We start from the raw sequence: 18,937 nt of genomic DNA on the forward strand, positions 1-18,937 counted from the left end.
TCATATTTCACGACGCGCCCATGTCTGTCAATTCGAACGTTCTCTCGCCCTCACTGTCTCGCCTGCACGCAGCGGCTGCCGCCGAGCAGTCCGCTCGCGGCTACGCCGACACGCTGCGCGAGATCCTGCAGCAGCCGCAGACCTGGCAGGGCACCGCCGCGCGCCTGGCGACCGATGAAAGCCTGGCCCTGATGCAGGCACTGCTCGCTTCGCGCCCGGCGCACATCGTGTTCACCGGTTCGGGCAGCTCGGTGTATGTCGGTGAGTGCCTCGCCCCGGTGCTGCAGGCGGCCCTGGGCATTCCCTGCCTGGCGATCCCGGCGGGCACGCTGCTGACCTCGCGCCGCGGCGTGCTGCCGCCGGGCCGCGGGCTGCTGGTGTCGATCGCGCGCTCGGGCGACAGTCCGGAGAGCACCGGGGTGGTCGACCAGGTGCTGGCTGCGGAGCCGGGCTACACGCACCTGGCGATCACCTGCAATGCGCAGGGCAAGCTCGCCACGCGCTACCGCGACGAACCGCGCATGCACGTGCAACTGCTCGACGAGCGCACCAACGACCGCAGCCTGGTAATGACCAGCAGCTTCACCAACCTGCTGCTGGCCGGGACGGCCCTGCGCCATGCCGCCGCCGGAGGCGCCGATGCCCGCCACGCCGATGCGGCTGCCGCAGTGGCTTATGCGGTATTCGCCCGCCACGGCGATGCGCTGGAGGCCGTGGCGCAGCAGCCCTTGTCCGCCTCGGTTTACCTCGGCAGCGGCGCCGCACTGGGCGCGGCGCGCGAGGCCGCACTGAAGATGCTGGAGATGTCCGGCGGCGCCGTGCGCGTGCTCTCGGAAACCTTCCTCGGTCTGCGCCACGGCCCGATGTCCTGGCTGGGCGACGACTGCTCCGTGGTCGCCTTCCTCAGCGGCGAACCCAGCGTGCGCGGCTACGAGTACGACCTGCTGCGCGAACTCACCCGCAAGGGCCTGGGGCGTACCCGCGTGGTGGTCGGCGAGGCCATCCCGGCCGACGTGCTCGGCGAAGGTGGCGTGGCCATCGAGCTGCCGGGCTTCTACGCGCTGGAAGAAGCACAGCAGTTGATGGTGCATGTGGTGGTCGGCCAGTTGCTGGCGTTCTTCCGCTGCCTGGCGTTGGGCCAGCGGCCGGATGCGCCCTCGCAGGGCGTGCTGACCCGCGTCGTCGAATCGTTCGTCATCCACGCGGAGGGCTCGGCATGAAACCCGTCCTCGTCGCCGGCGAAATCAACGCCGACCTGATCTTCGCCGGCTGCGAGGGCGTGCCCGCGTTTGGCCGCGAGATCCTCGCTACCGATTTCCGCCAGGGGCCGGGCAGCTCGTCGATGATCTGCGCGATGGGCCTGGCGCGGCTGGGCGAGTCCGTGTCGTTCGCCGGCATCGCCGGTCAGGACAGCTGGGGCGACTACTGCGTCGATGCACTTGCGTCGTGCGGCATCGACACCGCGGCGGTACGTCGCGATGCCAGCCTGCGCACCGGCGTGACAGTGGCGCTCTCGGCCGCCCACGATCGTGCGCTGGTGACGTTTCCCGGTGCCATCGCCGCGTTGCATGCCGATGCGATCGACGACGCGCTGCTGGCGCGACATGGCCATCTGCACGTGGCTTCGTACTACCTGCAGGACGCCCTGCGACCGGGCTTGCCCGATCTGTTCGCGCGCGCCCGGGCGTTGGGCCTCACCGTATCGCTCGATCCGGGCTTCGACCCGTCGCGCCGCTGGGACGTCGGCGTCAGCGATCTTCTGCCGCTGGTCGACCTGTTCCTGCCCAATGCGATGGAGGCGTGTGCGATCACCGGCGCGGACACGCCGCTGCGCGCGCTCACCGCGCTGAGCAACGGGCATACGCGCATCGTCATCAAATGCGGCAGCGACGGCTGCCTCTCGCATGACGACGACGGCCAGCCGGTGACGGTGCCGGCGTTCCCGGTGGAGGCGCTGGACAGCACCGGCGCCGGCGACTCCTTCGACGCCGGCTTCCTGCACGCCTGGCGTCGCGGCCTGGCGTTGCCCGACTGCCTGCGCTGGGGCAGCGTGTGCGGTGCCCTGTCCACACGAGGCATCGGCGGCACCGCCGCGCAGGCGACGGCTGACGAAGTGCGGCGGCGGCTGGTGCATTTCGCATGATCACGGTCGCCGGCTTCAACACGGCTATCGATCACCTGTTCACGGTCGACACGCTGGAGCCGGGGCAGGTACAGCGCGCGTCGCGGTCGGAGCCGTATCCCGGTGGCAAGGGGTTGCACGTGGCGCAGGCGATCGCCGCGCTGGGCGAGCGCGTGCAGCTGGTCGGGCTTACCGACGCGGCCCATCGCAACCTCATCGCACGGCGCCTGGCCGAGCGTGGCGTGCTGTTCCATGGCGTGGAGATCGAGGCTCCGCTGCGCCGCTGCATGGCCGTGCGCGAGCGCGATGGGCGTGTCACCGAGATCCTCGGTCCCGGTCCCGAATTGACCGAAGCGAGCTGCCAGGAATTGCTCGATACCTGGGCGCGTTGCGCGGGCGAGAGCGAACTGTTGGTGCTCTCCGGCAGCCTGCCCGGTGGGCTCGATCCGAGCACCTACGCGCGCTTGATCGAGCAGGCGCGGCCGAGTGCCGTGCCGTGTCTGGTCGACGCCAGCGGCGATGCGCTGCGCGAGGCGGCGGCCGCGCGTCCCTGGCTGCTCAAGCCCAACCGCGACGAGGCGGCCGACCTGATCGGTGAGCCGATCGACACCGTCGCGGACGCTGCCCGCGTCGCGCGCGAGCTGCATACGCGGGGCGTGGCGCTGCCACTGGTGACGCTGGGCGCGCAAGGGGCGGTGGGATGGGACGGCCAGCATGCCTGGCACGCCGCCGTCACCGTCGCCCACAGCATCAACGCCGTGGGATCAGGCGATTGCCTGCTCGCGGGCTTGGCGGTGGCGCTGCATCGACGTGCGCCACTGCCCGAAGCGCTTCGGCTGGGCGTGGCCTGTGGCGCCGCCAACGCGATGAACGAGGAAACCGGATTCCTGCGGCGCGACCAGGTGGACGCGCTGCTCGGGGAAGTGCGCCTGACCCGCCTGGCGGGCTGAGCGAACAGAACGAGCGACGGGCGCGGGCGGAGGCTGGCGTCGCGGTATCGAAGCGTGTTGCAGGTCCGCTGGAGGGTCGGCCTGCAGGGCATCCAACCACCAACGAGGGTGAGGCATGAACGTATCGCATAGGGGAGGCCGCCGCGGCGGCATGGGTCGGGCTGTGCTGGCGGTGGCGCTGGCATCGGCATTGGGGGCCGGCAGCGCCTGGGCGCAGTCGATCACCGGCGGCCTTTATGGGCGCGAGCCGGCGGGGCAGGTCACGGTGGCCGTCGACAATGCGGCCACGGGCTACCACAAGAACCTGCAGGCCGATGCCGATGGTCGCTACACGCTGGGCGGCCTCAATCCAGGTCGTTACACCGTCACCGTGACCCAGGGCGGTGCCGTCGTCGGCACCCGCACGATCACCGTCACGGCCAACGTGCAGACGCCGGTGCCGGCGCTGAGTCGCGCGACCGCCGCTTCCGCAGTGAAGGCGGAGAACCTCTCGGCGATCCAGGTCAGCGCCACTGCGCGCGGCCAGGATGTGATTCCCATCGACGTGAGCACGCCGGAGCTGTCCAACAGCTACAACATGAGCGTGGTCAACCAGCTACCCACCGGGCGCGGCCCGGAAAGCATCGCGCTGCTGAGCTCCAAGGTGCGCTACGACAACCAGACCACGGGCCTGGTGCAAATGGGAGGCGCCAGCCCCGCTGAGAACCGCTACTACTACAACGAGTTCGACAGCACCTACGACTACCAGGGCCTGGGCGCGACCTACCTGCCGGCCGAAGCGATCGAGTCGACCCAGGTACTGGACTCCAATGCCGGAGCCACCTGGACCAGCACCACCGGCGGCGTCATCGCGCAGACCGTGCGCCAGGGCACCAACCAGTTCAAGGCTGGCTATTCGCTGTACTTCAGTCCGGCCAGCTCGGCCCTCAATCCGACGCAGCCCGACGCATACACCCGCCAGGGCGCCTACTACCACTACACCTCGCAGAACAGCCACAGCGGCAACGTCACCGGGCAGTACCTGTGGGGCTCCGGTGCGCTGGTGAAAGACAAGCTGTTCTTCTTCGCCATGCTGGGCAATGCGCCGAACAACCGGAGCGTCAGCTACTCCCAGACGCTCAAGACCAAGAGCGCTACGCGCGACAAGAATGCGCTGCTCAACCTCACCTGGAACATCAACGCCGACCAGTCGCTCAACGTCGTCGGCAACCGCGACTGGAAGGACAGTTTCAACAACCAGTATCGCCTCACCCGCGCATACGATCCGTCGTCGGCAGGCAGCTATTACGGCTGGACCTCGTCGCACGTGAAGAACCAGTTTCTGATCGGCAACTACCACTGGCAGATCAACGACACCATGAGCCTGCGGCTGATGGCGGGCTACCTGAGCCAGTCGTCGATCAGCCCCACCTCCAGCAGCGGCACCGGCGTGCCCTACGTCAACGAGGTGGACCCGGTCACGCAGACGCGCACCAACATCGGCCTGACCACCACCAGCAATCAGCTCTATCCGTTCCAGTATTGGCGACGCGGCTTCAAGGGCGATTTCACCTGGCAGCTCGGCGACCACCGCGTCACCGTGGGCGGCGAGCACTACAAGCACTACATCAACAACGTCAGCACCACCACGCAGGGCGGCGACTGGACCTACTTCACCCAGCCCGGCAGCGTGCTGCCGAACGGCTCGCCGGCGCCGGCGGACGGCAAGTACGTGGAGCAGTACTACATCAGCACCGGCGGCCCGTTCTACACGGTCAACAAGGCCGAATACATCGACGACTACTGGCAGGCCGCCGATCGCTGGGTGGTCTATGCCGGATTGCGCTACGACACCTTCATCAACAAGAACGTCAACGGGCAGAACTTCTTCCACCTGCCGCTGCTCTCGCCGCGCCTGGGCGTGTCGTGGGACGTCTACGGCGACAGCTCGCTGAAGCTTGGCGCCAACGTGGGCAAGTACACCATTCCGATTCCGTCCAGCGTCAACAACGGCGCCGCCGGTGCGGTGACCCAGTGGCAGCGCTATTACACCTATACCGGTCGCGATCCGAACACCCAGGCGCCCACCGGCCTGAGCCAGATCGGCCCGCAGCTCACGTTGATCAACGGCCTGGCGCCGAGCAAGGAAAACGTCGCTACCTCCAACATCAAGGCGCCGTACCAGTACGAGTTCCAGCTCTACGCGCAGAAGGCGCTGGGTGGCAGCTGGTCGGGCATGGCCGAGGTCGGCTATGCGGTGCTCAAGCGTGCGATCGAGGACACCTGCTACACCCAGGGCATCACCGACTACGCGCAGGCCAACGGTTATCCCAATTACGAGGACGCCAGCGGCTGCCCGATGATCAACCCGGGCATCGCCCAGGTGTTCGTGCGCGACTACAACGGTGACGGCAAGCTCGAGTCGCTGACCCTGCCGGGCGCCGTGTTCGGCCCACCGCCGTCGCGCAAGTACACCCACCTGACGTTGGAGGTGTCGCATGCGCGCAACGCCGAGGAGCCGTACTTCCTCGACCTCAGCTACACCTGGGCGCATCTGTACGGCAACTACGACGGCCTGCTCAACCTCGGCACGCGCACCAACGGCGGCCCCTCCGAGCAGATCTACTGGGACTTTCCCGGCCTGATGGAACACGGCAACGGCAACCTGGCCGGCGACGTGCGCCACAGCCTCAAGCTCAACGGCATCTACTACTTCCCGTCGGGCCTGCGCATCGGCAGCACGCTGGACCTGTCCAGCGGCACGCCGGAGAGCTGCCTGGGAACCTATCCGGACACCGACAACCCGGCCTCCTGGTATGGCGCGGCCAGCCACTTCTGCAACAACGTGCCGTCATCGCTGGGCAACGCAGGGCGCACGCCGTTCTTCTGGCAGTGGAACCTGGGTCTGGGCTACGACCACCAGATCGGCGAGCACAACCTGCTGAGCGTCGACCTGCAGATCCAGAACGTGACCAACCACCACGGTCGGATCGATGCGGAGCAGCGCTACGACACCGGCAGTTTCGACAACAGCGGCCAGCCGATCCTCAACCCGAGCTACGGCGCAGCCACCTGGCAGGCCACGCGTTCGACCATGCTGGTGCTGCGCTACACCTTCCAGTGAGGTTCCCCCGGCGGCCCGCGCGTGGGTCGCCATCCCTGCCGCTCCGTCGCAAGACGGGGCGGACCTTTTCCCCAAGCCGGCGGCCTGCGCCGCCGGAACGGAGCCGATACCGATGCACGATCCGATCCGTCCACTGACACGCCTTTCCCGCGCCGCCCTGTTCGCTGCCCTGTGCACCGCGGGCGCCACTGCCAACGCCACCGACGCTGCGGCAGACCTCGGCAACGCGGCGATCGACGTGCACTGGCAGGTCAATGACGATCACGTCGATGGCACCGTAGTGACCGACCGCATCAACGGCCTGGCGATTCCGGTGCAGCAGCCCTTCGTGCTGACCTGGCGTGATGGGCATCGACTCGACACGTCGCAATTGCGATTGCTTGCGCCGCCGCACGAAGTCGCCTTGAAAGCCGACCCACAGGCCTCGCGTCCCGCGGCAAGGCTGCCGGGCAGGGCATTGGACGCCAGCTTCGGCGACGCGGACGGTCGCGTGCGTGTCGACCTGCGCTGGGTACAGCGTGAGGGGGCGGACTATCTACGCGAGATCGTCACCGTCACCGCGCTCAAGCAGGACGAGGACATCGCCCGCATCGACCTGCTGCAGGCCAAGGCCGAACAGGCCGAGGTGGTCGGCAGTGTGCCCGGTTCGCCGGTGGTCGCCGGTCGCGATTATTTCGGCTTCGAACATCCGCTGTCGTCCAGCAACGCCTGGGGCAATCGCGTGCAGCTGTGGATCGAGCGCGGCCTGCCGTTGCCGAAGGGCCAGTCGGTAACCTACTCGGCGGTAGCCGGCGTTACGCACGCCAATCAGCTGCGACGCGATTTTCTGGCCTACCTGGAACGCGAACGCGCGCATCCGTACCGCACCTTCCTGCACTACAACTCTTGGTACGACATCGGCTATTTCACCCCGTACACCGAAGCCCAGGCCCTGAATCGCATCCACGCCTTCGGCGAAGAGCTGACGGTCAAACGCGGTGTGAAGCTCGATTCGTTCCTGTTCGATGACGGCTGGGACGACCGCAGCGGCAGCTGGCACTTCAGCAAGGATTTTCCGCACGGCTTCGTGCCGCTGCGCGAGGCGGCTGCCAAATACGGCGCCGCCCCCGGCATGTGGCTATCGCCCTGGGGCGGCTACGGCCCGCCGAAGGAAGCGCGGGTGAAGAACGGCCGTGCTGCCGGCTACGAGATCATCGACGGCGGCCTGGCACTCTCCGGGCCCAAGTACTACCAGCGCTTCCATGACGTGACGATGGAGCTGCTGCGCAAGGACGGCATCAACCAGTTCAAGTTCGATGGCACCGGCAACGCCGACAAGGTGTTCCCAGGCAGTCGCTTTCCCAGCGACTTCGACGCCGCCATCGCACTGATCGACGATCTGCGCAAAGCCAAGCCGGACCTGTTCATCAACCTCACCACCGGCACGCTGGCCTCGCCGTTCTGGCTGCGCTACGCCGACTCGATCTGGCGCGACGGCGAAGACGATTGGCATGCCGGCGTCGGTACCGAGCGCGAGCGGTGGATCACCTACCGCGACCGCGAGACCTACCGCAACATTGTCGAGAAGGGGCCGCTGTTCCCGCTCAACTCGCTGATGCTCCACGGCATCATCTACGCCAAGGAAAACCACCGGCTCAATACCGATCCCGGCCACGATTTCGCCAATGAAGTGCACTCGTACTTTGGCAGCGGCACCCAGTTGCAGGAGCTGTACATCACGCCGTCACTGCTCACCCCGGCCAACTGGGACAAGCTGGCCGAGGCGGCGAAGTGGTCGCGCGCCAACGCATCGGTGCTCAAGGACACCCATTGGGTCGGCGGCGACCCCGGGCGGCTGGACGTCTATGGTTGGGCCGCCTGGGCGCCGTCCAAAGCGATCCTCACCCTGCGCAATCCCAGCGACAAGCCGCAACTGATGGTGATCGACCTGGCCAGGCAGCTCGAACTGCCGCCGGGCGCCGCCACGCATTTCCGCGCGCACAGCCCGTGGCGGGCGGACGCGGCGCAGCCCGCGCTGGAGCTGGATGCAGGCAAGCCGCAGACGGTGGAGTTGAAGCCGTTCCAGGTGCTGACCTGGGAGTTGCAGCCGCTGACCAGCGGCCACTGAGAATCGTCCGGGCGAGCCGTTTAGGCTCGCCCGGAGCCGACTACATGCGGAACACGCCGTAGCGCTGCGGCTCGATGGGGGCGTTCATCGAGGCGGAGATCGCCAGGCCGAGCACACGACGGGTGTCGGTCGGGTCGATGATGCCGTCGTCCCACAGCCGGGCGCTGGCGTAGTAGGGATGGCCCTGGCGCTCGTACTGCTCGCGGATCGGCGCCTTGAAGCTTTCTTCCTCGTCCGCACTCCAGCGCTTGCCGGCGGCTTCCATGCCATCACGCTTGACCGTGGCCAGCACGCTGGCGGCCTGCTCGCCACCCATCACGCTGATGCGCGCGTTCGGCCACATCCACAGGAAGCGCGCGCCGTAGGCGCGGCCGCACATCGCGTAGTTGCCGGCGCCGAAGCTGCCGCCGATCACCACGGTGAACTTCGGCACGTGCGAACAGGCCACGGCGGTCACCATCTTGGCGCCGTCCTTGGCGATGCCGGCCTGCTCGTACTTCTTGCCGACCATGAAACCGGTGATGTTCTGCAAAAACACCAGCGGCACGTTGCGCTGGTTGCACAGCTCGATGAAGTGCGCGCCCTTGAGCGCGCTCTCGGCGAACAGGATGCCGTTGTTGGCAACGATGCCGACCGGGTAGCCATGGATGTGCGCAAAGCCGCACACCAGGGTCTTGCCGTAGCGCGCCTTGAACTCGTGGAACTCCGAACCGTCGACGATGCGCGCGATCACCTCGCGAATGTCGAACGGGCGGCGGGTGTCCTGCGGGATCACGCCGTACAGCTCGTCGGCGGGGTACTTCGGTTCGATCGGCGCACGCAGGGCGAGCGGCATGTTCTTGGTGCGGTTGAGGTGGCCCACGATGTCGCGGGCGATCGCCAGCGCGTGCGCGTCGTTCTCGGCGTAGTGGTCCGCCACGCCGGAGATGGACGTATGGACGTCCGCGCCGCCCAGCGTCTCGGCGTCCACCACCTCGCCGGTGGCGGCCTTCACCAACGGCGGACCGCCGAGGAAGATCGTGCCCTGTTCGCGCACGATGATCGTCTCGTCGCTCATCGCCGGCACATAGGCGCCGCCGGCGGTGCAGCTGCCCATCACCACGGCGATCTGTGGAATGTTGAGCGAGGACATCCGCGCCTGGTTGTAGAAGATTCGGCCGAAGTGCTCCTTGTCCGGGAACACTTCGTCCTGCAGCGGCAGGAACGCGCCGCCGGAATCGACCAGGTAGACGCAGGGCAGGCGGTTTTCCAGCGCCACTTCCTGCGCGCGCAGGTGCTTCTTCACCGTCATCGGGAAGTAGGTGCCGCCCTTCACGGTGGCGTCGTTGGCCACCACCACCACCTCGATGCCGTTGACACGGCCGATGCCGGTGATCAGGCCGGCCGCGGGCGCGGCATCGTCGTACATGCCGTGCGCGGCCAGCGCGGAGAGCTCCAGAAACGGCGAGCCGGGATCGAGCAGGGCGCGGATGCGCTCGCGCGGCAGCAGCTTGCCGCGCGCGGTGTGCTTGTCGCGCGCCTTTTCGCCGCCGCCCTCGGCTGCCTTCGCCAGCTCCCGGTGCAGGTCGTCGACGGCCGTACGCAGCTGCGCCGCGTTGGCCTGGAATTCGGGCGACCGGGGGTCGATCTGCGAGGCGATCACGCTCATGGACAAGCCTGCCGTACGAAGGAAAAACGCCATGATACCGGCGCCGCACGAGTGGCCCATTACGCACCGCCGCAATTACCTCGATGCGGCCAGGGCGGCGAGGCGGGTCTCAGGCGCCTTCGAGCTCGCTTTCCACCCGGTTGCGCCCACTGCGCTTTGCCCGATACAGCGCCGCGTCGGCGCTTGCCATCAGTGCGGCAAGGTCGTAGCCGCAGTGCGTGGTGCAGGCCAGGCCGAAGCTGGCCGACACGCCGACCTTGGGGTGGTCTTCGGCCAAGGGCGCATCGGCCAGCGCGAGGCGGATGCGGTCGATGATCTCGCGGCCCTGCTCCAGCGAGCAGTCCGGCAGCAGCAGGCCGAACTCCTCGCCGCCCAGGCGGCCGAAGACGTCGATGGAGCGCAGATGCTGCTGACACAGCGCCACCATGCCGACGATCACCGCGTCGCCGGTGGCATGGCCGTAGGTGTCGTTGATCTGCTTGAAATGGTCCAGGTCGACCAGCGCCAGGCAGGCGTTGCGCGAGGATTTTTCCGCATAGCGCAGCGCGCTCTCGGCCTCGGCGAGAAAGTGTGGATGATTGAGGATGCCGGTGAGGCCATCGCGCCGCGCCAGCTTCTGGAAGCGCAGCTGCGATCGCTTCGTGCGCACCAGCCAGATCACCACCGAGGCGAGCACGGTAAGCAGCAGCAGCAATTGGAGCCGGCCGGCCTGGATCTGCTGGCGGTCCAGCGCCTGCTGCAACTCCAGCACGCTGTTGTGCTTGCCCAGTTCGGCCAGCTGCAGCTTGTGGATGGACAGCTGCTGCTGCACGGAGTGGTAGGCCAGCGCGATGGCCTGCGTGTCGCTCACCGAGCGCGCCAGCACGTCGCGATAGTGCCGGTAATACTCCAGCGCATTGCGGTAGTCGCCAGCCTTGTTCGCCACTTCGTACAGCACGCGGTAGACGTATTCGGCGAGCCCGTCGAAATTACCCTTCGGGTCCATCGCCAGCGCCGACAGTGCCCAGCGCCTGGCGTTGGCGGCATCGCCACTCATCCAGTAGGCGTAGCCGAAGTCGCTGCGAAGCACATACACGTGCACCTGAAATCCCTGCGCATTCACCGTCGGCTCGATACGCCGGAGCAGCTCCAGCGCGGCTTGCGGATTGCCGGTCTCCGCCAGTCGACGCGCCAGGTCCAGCTCCACCGTATCGGCGAACATGGGCTCGCCCGCGGCGGTACAGGCGTCGATCGCCTGACGGAAGATCGGCGCGGTGGGCGGCAGGTGATCGTCGGCCACCAGCGCCCCGAACAGGTACACGTAGGGCCTGCACATCGATTGCCCAGGCTCGGAAAACTGCATCATCTGCCGCGCGTAGGTCGCCGCCGGTTCCACCTGCTGCGCCGAGGCCATCAGCTGCGACAGCTGCGACAACGCCACATAGGCCACCTTGCGCTCGCGGATATGCGGCACCTGGGCAGCCAGGCGGTCGGCCCGCTCAAACGCTTCCTCGTAGTGATGGCTGATCGCCAGGATGTTGAGCAGCGTGCCGGCCGCGAGCGCCTGCAGATCGGTATCGGTGGCGTGGTCGGCCACGTCGCGCAGCAGCGGTTCGGCCTTGGCGTAGTCGCCAGTGAACGAGCCCTCCCAGCCATCCAGGTAGCGCAGGCGCCACTGCTCGTCCGGCGACAGCACCGTGCCCGGCTTATGCAACTGCAGCAGCAGTTGCAGGAAGCGGGCGTGATCGGAGGTCTTGATGGCGTACGCCTGCGTGAGCACGGCGGCGGCGTTGCTATCCGCGGGTGCCGTCGCCGCGGCGGGTCCGCCGTGGAAAAGCGCCGCCACGGCCAAGCCGCACACGCCCAGGCGTTGCCTCCACGAAAACCGCTGTGTGCCGTGCGATGCGCGCATCATCCGGGGCTTATCGCCATGCCGTGGGCCGCCGGTCGGCGGCAGCGCGGGGCAGGGCCGGAACGGTCCCACCCGCTAGCGCGAGTGCCCGCCCAGCTCTACTCGCAGATCCGGACTGCAGCACGCTGCCCCTCGTCACGCTCCCCATGCACATCCCCCCGATGCCACAGCTTGTAGGGATCATCTTACTCGGCGGAGGCCGCGGCGCACCGCGGGAATATGCCAATCGGCGAGCCCGGGGCGGGTCCGGCCACGGTGATCGGTTTGCGCGCAAAGCCATTTGCCTTGCACGCAAGCCTCGGAACCCCGGCCGCAAGGCTTTTTGCCTTGCGCGCAACGCTAAATGCCTTGCGAGCAACGTGGTCGGGCCTTGCACGCAACGCTTTTTGGCCCGCGCGCAAAGCTATTTCGGCAGCCGGCAAGCCAAAACGTCCCGTGCGCGAGGCTCAAGAGCCTTGCGCGCAAGGTTCAACGCGTTACGCATGGCCGAAAAACCCCCGCACGCAAAGCTCCGCGGCTGGAGCGCGACGGTTTGCGGGTCGCGGTCGGGGCAAAAAGCCTTGCGGGGCGAGGTCAAGATTGGCGGGGTATCTTCAAACCCGCTCGCAAGTGATTGTGACGCTGCCATGATCCTGTGGGCGGCGAGTCTCAACCCCCAAGGCAAGATCGCACAAGCCGCCCCCACCGCAGCGATACGACAACTTGGCGGTGCGAGCGAATCGTCCGTAGTTAGCCAAGGGGTTCCGCCAAAGCCTTGCGGTACCGACGTTCGTTGATCACCCAAGTGGCGCCCCGGTACACGATGCCGGTCACGCTCCAAAGCACGGCCGATTCCCAGATCGGCAAGCGGTCGTGCTTCAGGACAAACGTCACGAACAGAAACATCGGGAAGCTAAAGAGCAATACGCCATTCACCAGCACGTACTGCAACACGCCCTTTTCCCGCGTCCTCTGCCATTTCCTGCGCTCGGACAATCGCATCGATGTTCCTCCCTGACATTCGTCCTGACGACGAGCGGGAGTATGCGGAGACCATCGCGCGAGCCGCAACGAGCAATAACTTGCGCATGGCCACGGTCTTTCGCGGCCTTCTCAGCCAATCAGGAGCACGCGCTTTTCGGAGAGCTCTGGGGACGAGTGCGTCTAGGTTGTTGATGGTGTGTCGCGCGCCGGCAACCACCACGCCCCCAGCGCCAGCGCGGGATCAAGAATCGCGAACCCGATCATCGTGTGCGGAAACACGCCGGCCAGGGCGGTGGGCACCAGCACCAGCGGCACCAGGATCAATCGGTCCAGCACCGAGGCAGCCACCACCTGCCGGCCACCGGAGCGACCGCCGAAGAAATACAGCCAGCCGATCACCGCCAGCGCCATACCCAGTACACGCACCAGCGCGGCCTCATGTCCCTGGAAGGGCGCATCGCCCAGCAGCGTCTGGATCACGCCCGGCCAGGCGATGAGCAGGCCGCCACTTGCCAGGTAGAGCAGGCCGTTGAGGGAGGTGCATTTCGAGGCGGTGGAGCGGTGGGCGGGTGTTTCCCGCAAGGCGGCGAGCAGGGACATGGGCGACTCCGAATGCATGTGTGACCGGCCGTCGATCGAAGTGCGCTCTAGCGCGCTAGCCTAAAGTCCGACGTGTTGGGAACTTAAGTGAACCTGAGCCCGTTATCGTTAGACGCTAGGACAGCCGCTGCTGTGCCTGCTCTTTGACGAAAATAATTGCGTCTCGAATGACGAAATAGAGATTGTGATGATCCACCGCAAGCGAGTTCGGGATCACTGCGCCATCGTTGAATACCAGGGACGTCAGCGGGATGGTCTCCGGTGGTGCCTGTTCATATCGCTCATGATCGGACTGAACGTGCTTGAAGTGATGCGCGATCATGTCGACCATGAGGAACATCATCGACTTCTTTCCCCACTCTTTCCTTAAGGTTCCCGGTTTCCGCTTAAAGCGATCGATGGAGTGGTACACGGCCACGCACGAGAGGAAGGCGAGCCTAGCTGAGCCGGGATGCGCGTGGTAGTCCATGAACGTCGGTTCGACGATAGTGCTCATGTAGTCGTTGAAAGCCTCGAGCTCGCTCATTCCGATGTCCTTGCATGTGATGCAATTGTAAAAGTGGACTTGGCTAATCGAACGCGCCGTCTGTTGAGTTGCTGCTGAAACGCTCCCGAGTCGCCCAGCGCTTGAGTTAAGTGGAGGTGTGGCCGTCCGCCTCGAGCGACTGGTTAGGCATTGCTCCCGCCTTGTTCCTTTATTATTGACTCAAGAAGTTGCCAAAAGGAGCTGTGCGAACTCCAAGCCGCATTGGGCCTGCCGAGAGGCGCGACAATAAATCTGCCCGTAACAACCTCAAATGTATAATCATCGACGTTTCCAGCGCCGCCAATCCGAACATATCCGGCCATCGGTGAATCTTCATTCATGAGGGCAACATCGGCAGCAGCCATGAACAACGCATTCTCGACCTGTAGCCCGTTTGATTGCTGAAGAAACGAAATGTAGTCTGATGGCAGGGCCCGGCCGTACTCCCTCAACGCATACTGTTGAAGCTGAAAAAGGTCAGCTTTAGATGCCGGTTGCGCCGCAGAAACGGACTCATAGCGCGACAATATGCATTTAAGTTCAGATACTTCTGATCGCACTCGAAAAATATTCCTATCAATGCCTAACGCCTAAGCTAGGCGGCCTTGCCGGCCGCAGTGCATGATTGCACGGGAAAATTTATCCCGCATGGTCCGCTTGAGCGGATGGCTAGACGGCGGCTACATGGTGCGAGGCTATCGCCACTTTGGAGCTGAAGGAAAATTCCAATCTGGACTCTCATTTGGTGACCAATCAACGGGCTCATAGCCATAGATTGCCTGATATTTACCGCTTTGGAGAACATGGATCTTACATGTTGTAAAGGGAGCTCGATCGCCTTGGGCCAAGTGTTCTCGAAGAGCTCGCATTGATTGGTCGAGGCTATCCCAATAAGGAAGAGCTTTCTCAGTGGGAATGCCGTTCACAGGGACCAGGAACGTGTTACCGGATTCACTTTGAATCTCGTCCACTTTGTAGTCGAGCACGATCTCTAACCATCCGCTTTCGGCCAACGATGCGGCTCGACCCACTATCTCCTGAATCAGAGCGAATTGAGACTGATCTTTCATTTCATTCAAGCCCAAGAAGTGATCCAAAAGCCGCCTAACGCTTGAGTTAAGCGGCGCGCGTCAGCGCGTCCGCCTTGAACGAGTAGTTAGATTGCACCACGCGACCAGCTTTCACGACCGCGTGCGCTCGATGGACCAAGCCCATATTTTTTCTGCATTGACGTCTGGATTCTCGGGCTGGACTAAGTGCCGAGCCTTTTCTAGCGCTGCAATCTCATCGCTAGCTTGCACTGACTTCTTGATTTGCAAGTCGGACTCGGCGGGGCCGTCGAGTTCGACGAACATGGTCACGCGAAATAGTTTCATGGTGCACTCTAACGCTTAGTAGACCCCGCATCCGAGGTGTTGCACCGAGTATGCGGGGAGCTCGATGCGGCCCACAAGCGAAAGATTCCTACGGACGATCAATCGCTTACACGACTGCCCCGGTGACGTTTGCGTCTCTGCCTTCCGGTGTTATGCGGCACATGTGAGGGGGTATGACTTACACCTGCAAATTGCCGGTGTAACAGGTGCAGCGGACAGACCTTACTCCGCCGCCTCCCCATGAAAATGCCGCTTGAACGCCACCTCACCGGTCACCGGCTCCCCCAGCTCCCGCGCATACCGATGCCCCGCATACACCGCGTGGGCGATCAGTCCCGGTGCATCGGAGTCGCCGATGTTGCGCACGCTCTGGATGCCGGTGTCGGCCCAGTCGGCTTCGCGTTCGAGGAGTTGCTGGTAGAGCGCGTCGTCGGGCAGGCGGGCGGTGACGGTGAGCACGGCGTCGACGGCGAGCGTTTGCTGGCGGTCTTCCCAGGCGTGCTCGAGGGTGAGGATCTCGCCTTCGTAGCCGGCGACGGTATGGGAGACGATCACTTCGATGCCGAGCCTGGCCAGGCGCTTGCGGATGTGGCGGTAGTCGAGGGTGTTCTGGCTCCACGGGGCGAGGGTGTCTTCCGGGGTCACGTAGACCACTTCGCAGCCGTGGGCGTGCAGTTGTTCGGCGGCGATGCTGGCGTAGTAGAAGCCGTCGTCGTCGAGCACGGCGACGCGGCCGGCGGGCAGGTGGCCGTCCATCAGGTCGTCCAGCGTGTAGACCTTCGGGTTGTCGGCGAAGCCGGGGATCGCGGTGCCGTGGCTGCGGCCGTAGCCGTCGCGGCGCCAGTGGCAGCCGGTGGCGAGCACCACGTGCTCGGCGCCGAAGTCGAGCACGTCCTGCGCGGTGAGCGCGGAGTCGAGGTAGACCGAGACGTTGGTGAGCTTGTTGATCTGGCCGATGCGCCAGTCGCGCACGCGCGCCCATTCGGCCAGGCCGGGTAGGCGCGCTTCGCGGGTGACGCGGCCGCCGAGTTCCTTGCGCGCTTCGGCCAGGCTCACCTCGTAGCCGCGCTGGCCCAGCGCGCGCGCCGCCTCCAGCCCGGCGGGGCCGCCGCCGACCACCAGCACGCGGCCGGGCTTGCTTGCCGGGGCGATGCGCTCGGGGTGCCAGTCCTTGCGCCACTCCTCGCCCATGGTGGGGTTCTGCGTGCAGCGGATCGGCGAGATGGTCATGTCGCCGGAAACGCAGATGTTGCAGCCGATGCATTCGCGGATGTCGTCCACGCGGCCCTGTTCCACCTTGGCCGGCAGGAAGGGGTCGGCGATGGACGGGCGCGCCGCACCGATCAGGTCGAGCACGCCGCGCTTGATCTGCGACACCATGGTGTCCGGCGAGGTGAAGCGGCCCACGCCCACCACCGGCTTGCTGGTGACCTGTTTGACGAAGGCGACGAACGGCTCCTGCGCGCCCTCGCTGGCGAAGCGCGAAGGCACCGAGTCGTTGTACCAGGCGGCGACGTTCACATCCCACAGGTCGGGCAGCTCGGCGAGCATCGCCACGATGTCTTTCGCCTCGCTCAGTTCCACGCCGCCGCCACCGAGCAGTTCCTCGGTGGCGAAGCGCAGCGCCACGCCGCAGCGGTGGCCGATGGCGTCTTTGGTGTCTTCCAGCACCTCGCGCAGCAGGCGTACGCGGTTCTCCAGCGAGCCGCCATAGGCGTCGCTGCGCTGGTTGCGGCGGCGCTGCAGGAAGTGCATCGGCAGCGAGAGATCGTGCGCGGCGTAGACGTAGACGATGTCCATGCCGGCGCGCATCGCGCGCACGGCCGCTTCGCGATGCCAGCGGCGGTACTCGGCGATGTCCTTCAGCGACATCGCGCGCGCCTGCGAGGGATAGCCGTATTTGCTCGGCTGGTGCGAGGGGCCGATCAACACCTCACGCGAATACAGGTTCGAGGCGGTGGGGCCGTTGTGCGACAGCTCCACCGCGGCCAGCGCGCCGTGCGCGTGCACCTTGTCGCACATCAGCGCGAGGGCGGGGATGTCGCGGTCGTCCCACAGCCGCGCCTCGACGTAGGGGGTGAGGTCGCTGCTGGGGTGGATCTCGCATTCCTCGGTGGACACCACCGCCCAGCCGCCCTCGGCCTTCACCTCGCGCATGGCCGCGTGGGCCAGCGGCATGGCGTGGCCCATGCCGTTGCAGTGGGGCACCTGGAAGAAGCGGTTCTTCGCGGTGACCGGGCCGATCTGCACCGGGGTGAACAGGATGTCGTAGCGGGGATCGCGCATCGGATTCAGGCCTTGGCGGGGGCGTTGGCGCGGCGCAGCCGCATGACGGCGTACAGCGGCAGGCCGGCGGCGATCAGGCCCAGGCCGAGCACCAGCGGTTCGTGGCCGATGCCGATGAAGGCGAACACCACGAACAGCACGCCGAGCACGGCGGCCGGCAGCACCGCACCGCGCACCGCGCCGCGGCGCCAGAGCACGATCAGCGCCAGCGAGCAGCACAGGTACAGCGGCAGGTTGGCGGCGGTGACCACGCGCGTGATGAAGGTGAAGGCCGACACCAGCGACTTGCTGTAGCTCATCCACACCATCACCGAGGCCAGCGCGCCGGTGACCAGCAGCGCCACCGCGGGCGCGCCGCGGCGGTTGTCGCGCACGAACACTCTGGGCAGCACGCCGTTGGCGGCCATGGTGCGGGTGAGCTCGCCCACCAGCAGCGTCCAGCCGTTGAGCGCACCCAGCCCGCTGACCACCACGAACAGCGACAGCCAGCGGCCGAAGCCGGCGCCGCCGAAGCGGTCCATCAGCAGCGCGAACGGCGCGCCGGCGTTGCCCAGCTCCTGCTGCGGGATCAGCAGCAGCGGCACGGTGGAGACGATGATGTAGATCACCGCGGTGAGCACGGTGCCGGCCATGGTGGCGCGCGGGATGGTGCGGCCGGGGTCGTTCACCCGCGCCGCCGGCACGCTGGCCGACTCGATGCCGAGCATGGCGAACAGCGCGATGGTGCCGGCCGCCATGGTGTCCTTCAGGCTGATCGGCGTGGTCGGCAGGTGCGCGCTGTAGCTGGTCGGCGAGTGCAGCAGCACCCAGGCGCCGAGCACGGCGATGGCGAGCATCGGCAGCAGCTTGAGTGCGGTGGTGACGATCTGCACGCTGCCGCCGGCGCGCACGCCGAGCAGGTTGATCGCCACGAACAGCCACAGCAGGCCCAGCGCGAACACCGCCGGGTGGATAGCCTGCAGCGCCGGGAACACCACCGTGATGTAGCCCACCGCGCCGGTGGCCAGCGCCGCGTTGGTGAGCCACAGCGACACCCAGTACGCCCACAGCGCCATGTACGCAGGGAGGTCGCCGAGCGTGCGGCGGATGTAGCCGTAGGGGCCATCGGCGTCGGGCAGGGCATGCGCCAGGTAGGAGAACACCCGCGCCAGCGCGAGGCAGCCGAGCAGGGTGACGGTCCAGCCGATCAACGCGTTGAAGCCGTAGGGCGCGAGCGAGGCGGGCAGCAGGAAGATGCCCATGCCGATCACGTTGCCGACCACCAGCGCGGTGCAGGTCCAGAAGCCGATTTTGGTGCGAGGGGTCATGTGGTGCGCTCGTGGCGGTGCGACGGTTGGGTGTTCATGTGATGCGTGTGATTCCTCA

14 protein-coding genes are annotated in these 18,937 nt (G+C 66.2%); 5 read left to right on the forward strand and 9 right to left on the reverse strand.

Annotation, left to right across the window (positions count from 1 at the left end):
* Window positions 1-20: 20 nt before the first annotated feature.
* The 5 genes from ACQVBX_RS02770 (at window position 21) to ACQVBX_RS02790 (ending at window position 8,282) form a co-directional block, all read left to right on the forward strand.
* Entirely contained in the window at window positions 21-1,220 is a 1,200-nt protein-coding gene (locus tag ACQVBX_RS02770; RefSeq protein ID WP_431636379.1) for an SIS domain-containing protein, read from the forward strand.
* The gene (locus ACQVBX_RS02775) at window positions 1,217-2,143 is read left to right on the forward strand and encodes a carbohydrate kinase family protein (RefSeq protein ID WP_431636380.1); all 927 of its coding nucleotides are present in this window, start codon (window positions 1,217-1,219) and stop codon (window positions 2,141-2,143) included. The genes ACQVBX_RS02770 and ACQVBX_RS02775 overlap by 4 nt, the downstream gene beginning before the upstream one ends.
* Window positions 2,140-3,072: a 1-phosphofructokinase family hexose kinase gene (locus tag ACQVBX_RS02780; protein WP_431636381.1), complete on the forward strand. Its 933-nt coding sequence runs from the start codon at window positions 2,140-2,142 to the stop codon at window positions 3,070-3,072. Before ACQVBX_RS02775 ends, ACQVBX_RS02780 begins: the two co-directional genes overlap by 4 nt.
* A 115-nt stretch (window positions 3,073-3,187) precedes the next feature.
* Entirely contained in the window at window positions 3,188-6,175 is a 2,988-nt protein-coding gene (locus ACQVBX_RS02785; protein ID WP_431636382.1) for a carboxypeptidase regulatory-like domain-containing protein, read from the forward strand.
* 112 nt (window positions 6,176-6,287) lie between these two features.
* On the forward strand, window positions 6,288-8,282 hold the full coding sequence (locus ACQVBX_RS02790; protein WP_431636383.1) for an enterotoxin: 1,995 nt from the start codon (window positions 6,288-6,290) through the stop codon (window positions 8,280-8,282).
* A 40-nt stretch (window positions 8,283-8,322) separates the two neighbouring features.
* On the opposite strand, the gene ACQVBX_RS02795 is transcribed toward ACQVBX_RS02790, so the two are convergent.
* From ACQVBX_RS02795 to ACQVBX_RS02835, 9 genes are all read right to left on the reverse strand, one after another.
* Window positions 8,323-9,930, reverse strand: coding sequence for a carboxyl transferase domain-containing protein (locus ACQVBX_RS02795; RefSeq protein ID WP_431636384.1), 1,608 nt, complete (start codon window positions 9,928-9,930; stop codon window positions 8,323-8,325).
* A 109-nt stretch (window positions 9,931-10,039) separates the two neighbouring features.
* Window positions 10,040-11,755 (reverse strand): tetratricopeptide repeat-containing diguanylate cyclase, encoded by a 1,716-nt coding sequence (locus ACQVBX_RS02800; protein WP_431636385.1) that lies wholly within the window; start codon window positions 11,753-11,755, stop codon window positions 10,040-10,042.
* A gap of 795 nt (window positions 11,756-12,550) precedes the next feature.
* Window positions 12,551-12,802 carry a hypothetical protein gene (locus tag ACQVBX_RS02805; RefSeq protein ID WP_431636386.1) on the reverse strand — a complete coding sequence of 84 codons (252 nt, stop codon included), beginning with the start codon at window positions 12,800-12,802 and terminating at the stop codon, window positions 12,551-12,553.
* 162 nt (window positions 12,803-12,964) lie between these two features.
* Window positions 12,965-13,384: a hypothetical protein gene (locus ACQVBX_RS02810; protein WP_431636387.1), complete on the reverse strand. Its 420-nt coding sequence runs from the start codon at window positions 13,382-13,384 to the stop codon at window positions 12,965-12,967.
* A gap of 115 nt (window positions 13,385-13,499) precedes the next feature.
* Window positions 13,500-13,910, reverse strand: a complete 411-nt coding sequence (locus tag ACQVBX_RS02815) for a hypothetical protein (RefSeq protein ID WP_431636388.1) — start codon at window positions 13,908-13,910, stop codon at window positions 13,500-13,502.
* A 143-nt stretch (window positions 13,911-14,053) separates the two neighbouring features.
* Window positions 14,054-14,275, reverse strand: coding sequence for a hypothetical protein (locus ACQVBX_RS02820; protein ID WP_431636389.1), 222 nt, complete (start codon window positions 14,273-14,275; stop codon window positions 14,054-14,056).
* An 816-nt stretch (window positions 14,276-15,091) separates the two neighbouring features.
* On the reverse strand, window positions 15,092-15,286 hold the full coding sequence (locus ACQVBX_RS02825; protein WP_431636390.1) for a hypothetical protein: 195 nt from the start codon (window positions 15,284-15,286) through the stop codon (window positions 15,092-15,094).
* Between the two features lie 222 nt (window positions 15,287-15,508).
* The gene (locus ACQVBX_RS02830) at window positions 15,509-17,572 is read right to left on the reverse strand and encodes an FAD-dependent oxidoreductase (RefSeq protein ID WP_431636391.1); all 2,064 of its coding nucleotides are present in this window, start codon (window positions 17,570-17,572) and stop codon (window positions 15,509-15,511) included.
* 5 nt (window positions 17,573-17,577) lie between these two features.
* Window positions 17,578-18,879 carry an amino acid permease gene (locus ACQVBX_RS02835; protein ID WP_431636392.1) on the reverse strand — a complete coding sequence of 434 codons (1,302 nt, stop codon included), beginning with the start codon at window positions 18,877-18,879 and terminating at the stop codon, window positions 17,578-17,580.
* Window positions 18,880-18,937: the final 58 nt, after the last annotated feature.

This window comes from Dyella thailandensis (assembly GCF_050749815.1).
Taxonomy (GTDB): domain Bacteria; phylum Pseudomonadota; class Gammaproteobacteria; order Xanthomonadales; family Rhodanobacteraceae; genus Dyella_A.

Excerpts from the sequence above, each read along its gene's own strand:
- ACQVBX_RS02770 (WP_431636379.1), top strand. The coding sequence starts at position 21 with ATGTCTGTCAATTCGAACGTTCTCTCGCCCTCACTGTCTCGCCTGCAC.
- ACQVBX_RS02775 (WP_431636380.1), top strand. The coding sequence starts at position 1,217 with ATGAAACCCGTCCTCGTCGCCGGCGAAATCAACGCCGACCTGATCTTC.
- ACQVBX_RS02780 (WP_431636381.1), top strand. The coding sequence starts at position 2,140 with ATGATCACGGTCGCCGGCTTCAACACGGCTATCGATCACCTGTTCACG.
- ACQVBX_RS02785 (WP_431636382.1), top strand. The coding sequence starts at position 3,188 with ATGAACGTATCGCATAGGGGAGGCCGCCGCGGCGGCATGGGTCGGGCT.
- ACQVBX_RS02790 (WP_431636383.1), top strand. The coding sequence starts at position 6,288 with ATGCACGATCCGATCCGTCCACTGACACGCCTTTCCCGCGCCGCCCTG.
- ACQVBX_RS02795 (WP_431636384.1), bottom strand. The coding sequence starts at position 9,930 with ATGAGCGTGATCGCCTCGCAGATCGACCCCCGGTCGCCCGAATTCCAG.
- ACQVBX_RS02805 (WP_431636386.1), bottom strand. The coding sequence starts at position 12,802 with ATGCGATTGTCCGAGCGCAGGAAATGGCAGAGGACGCGGGAAAAGGGC.
- ACQVBX_RS02810 (WP_431636387.1), bottom strand. The coding sequence starts at position 13,384 with ATGTCCCTGCTCGCCGCCTTGCGGGAAACACCCGCCCACCGCTCCACC.
- ACQVBX_RS02815 (WP_431636388.1), bottom strand. The coding sequence starts at position 13,910 with ATGAGCGAGCTCGAGGCTTTCAACGACTACATGAGCACTATCGTCGAA.
- ACQVBX_RS02820 (WP_431636389.1), bottom strand. The coding sequence starts at position 14,275 with ATGGCTGCTGCCGATGTTGCCCTCATGAATGAAGATTCACCGATGGCC.
- ACQVBX_RS02825 (WP_431636390.1), bottom strand. The coding sequence starts at position 15,286 with ATGAAACTATTTCGCGTGACCATGTTCGTCGAACTCGACGGCCCCGCC.
- ACQVBX_RS02830 (WP_431636391.1), bottom strand. The coding sequence starts at position 17,572 with ATGCGCGATCCCCGCTACGACATCCTGTTCACCCCGGTGCAGATCGGC.
- ACQVBX_RS02835 (WP_431636392.1), bottom strand. The coding sequence starts at position 18,879 with ATGACCCCTCGCACCAAAATCGGCTTCTGGACCTGCACCGCGCTGGTG.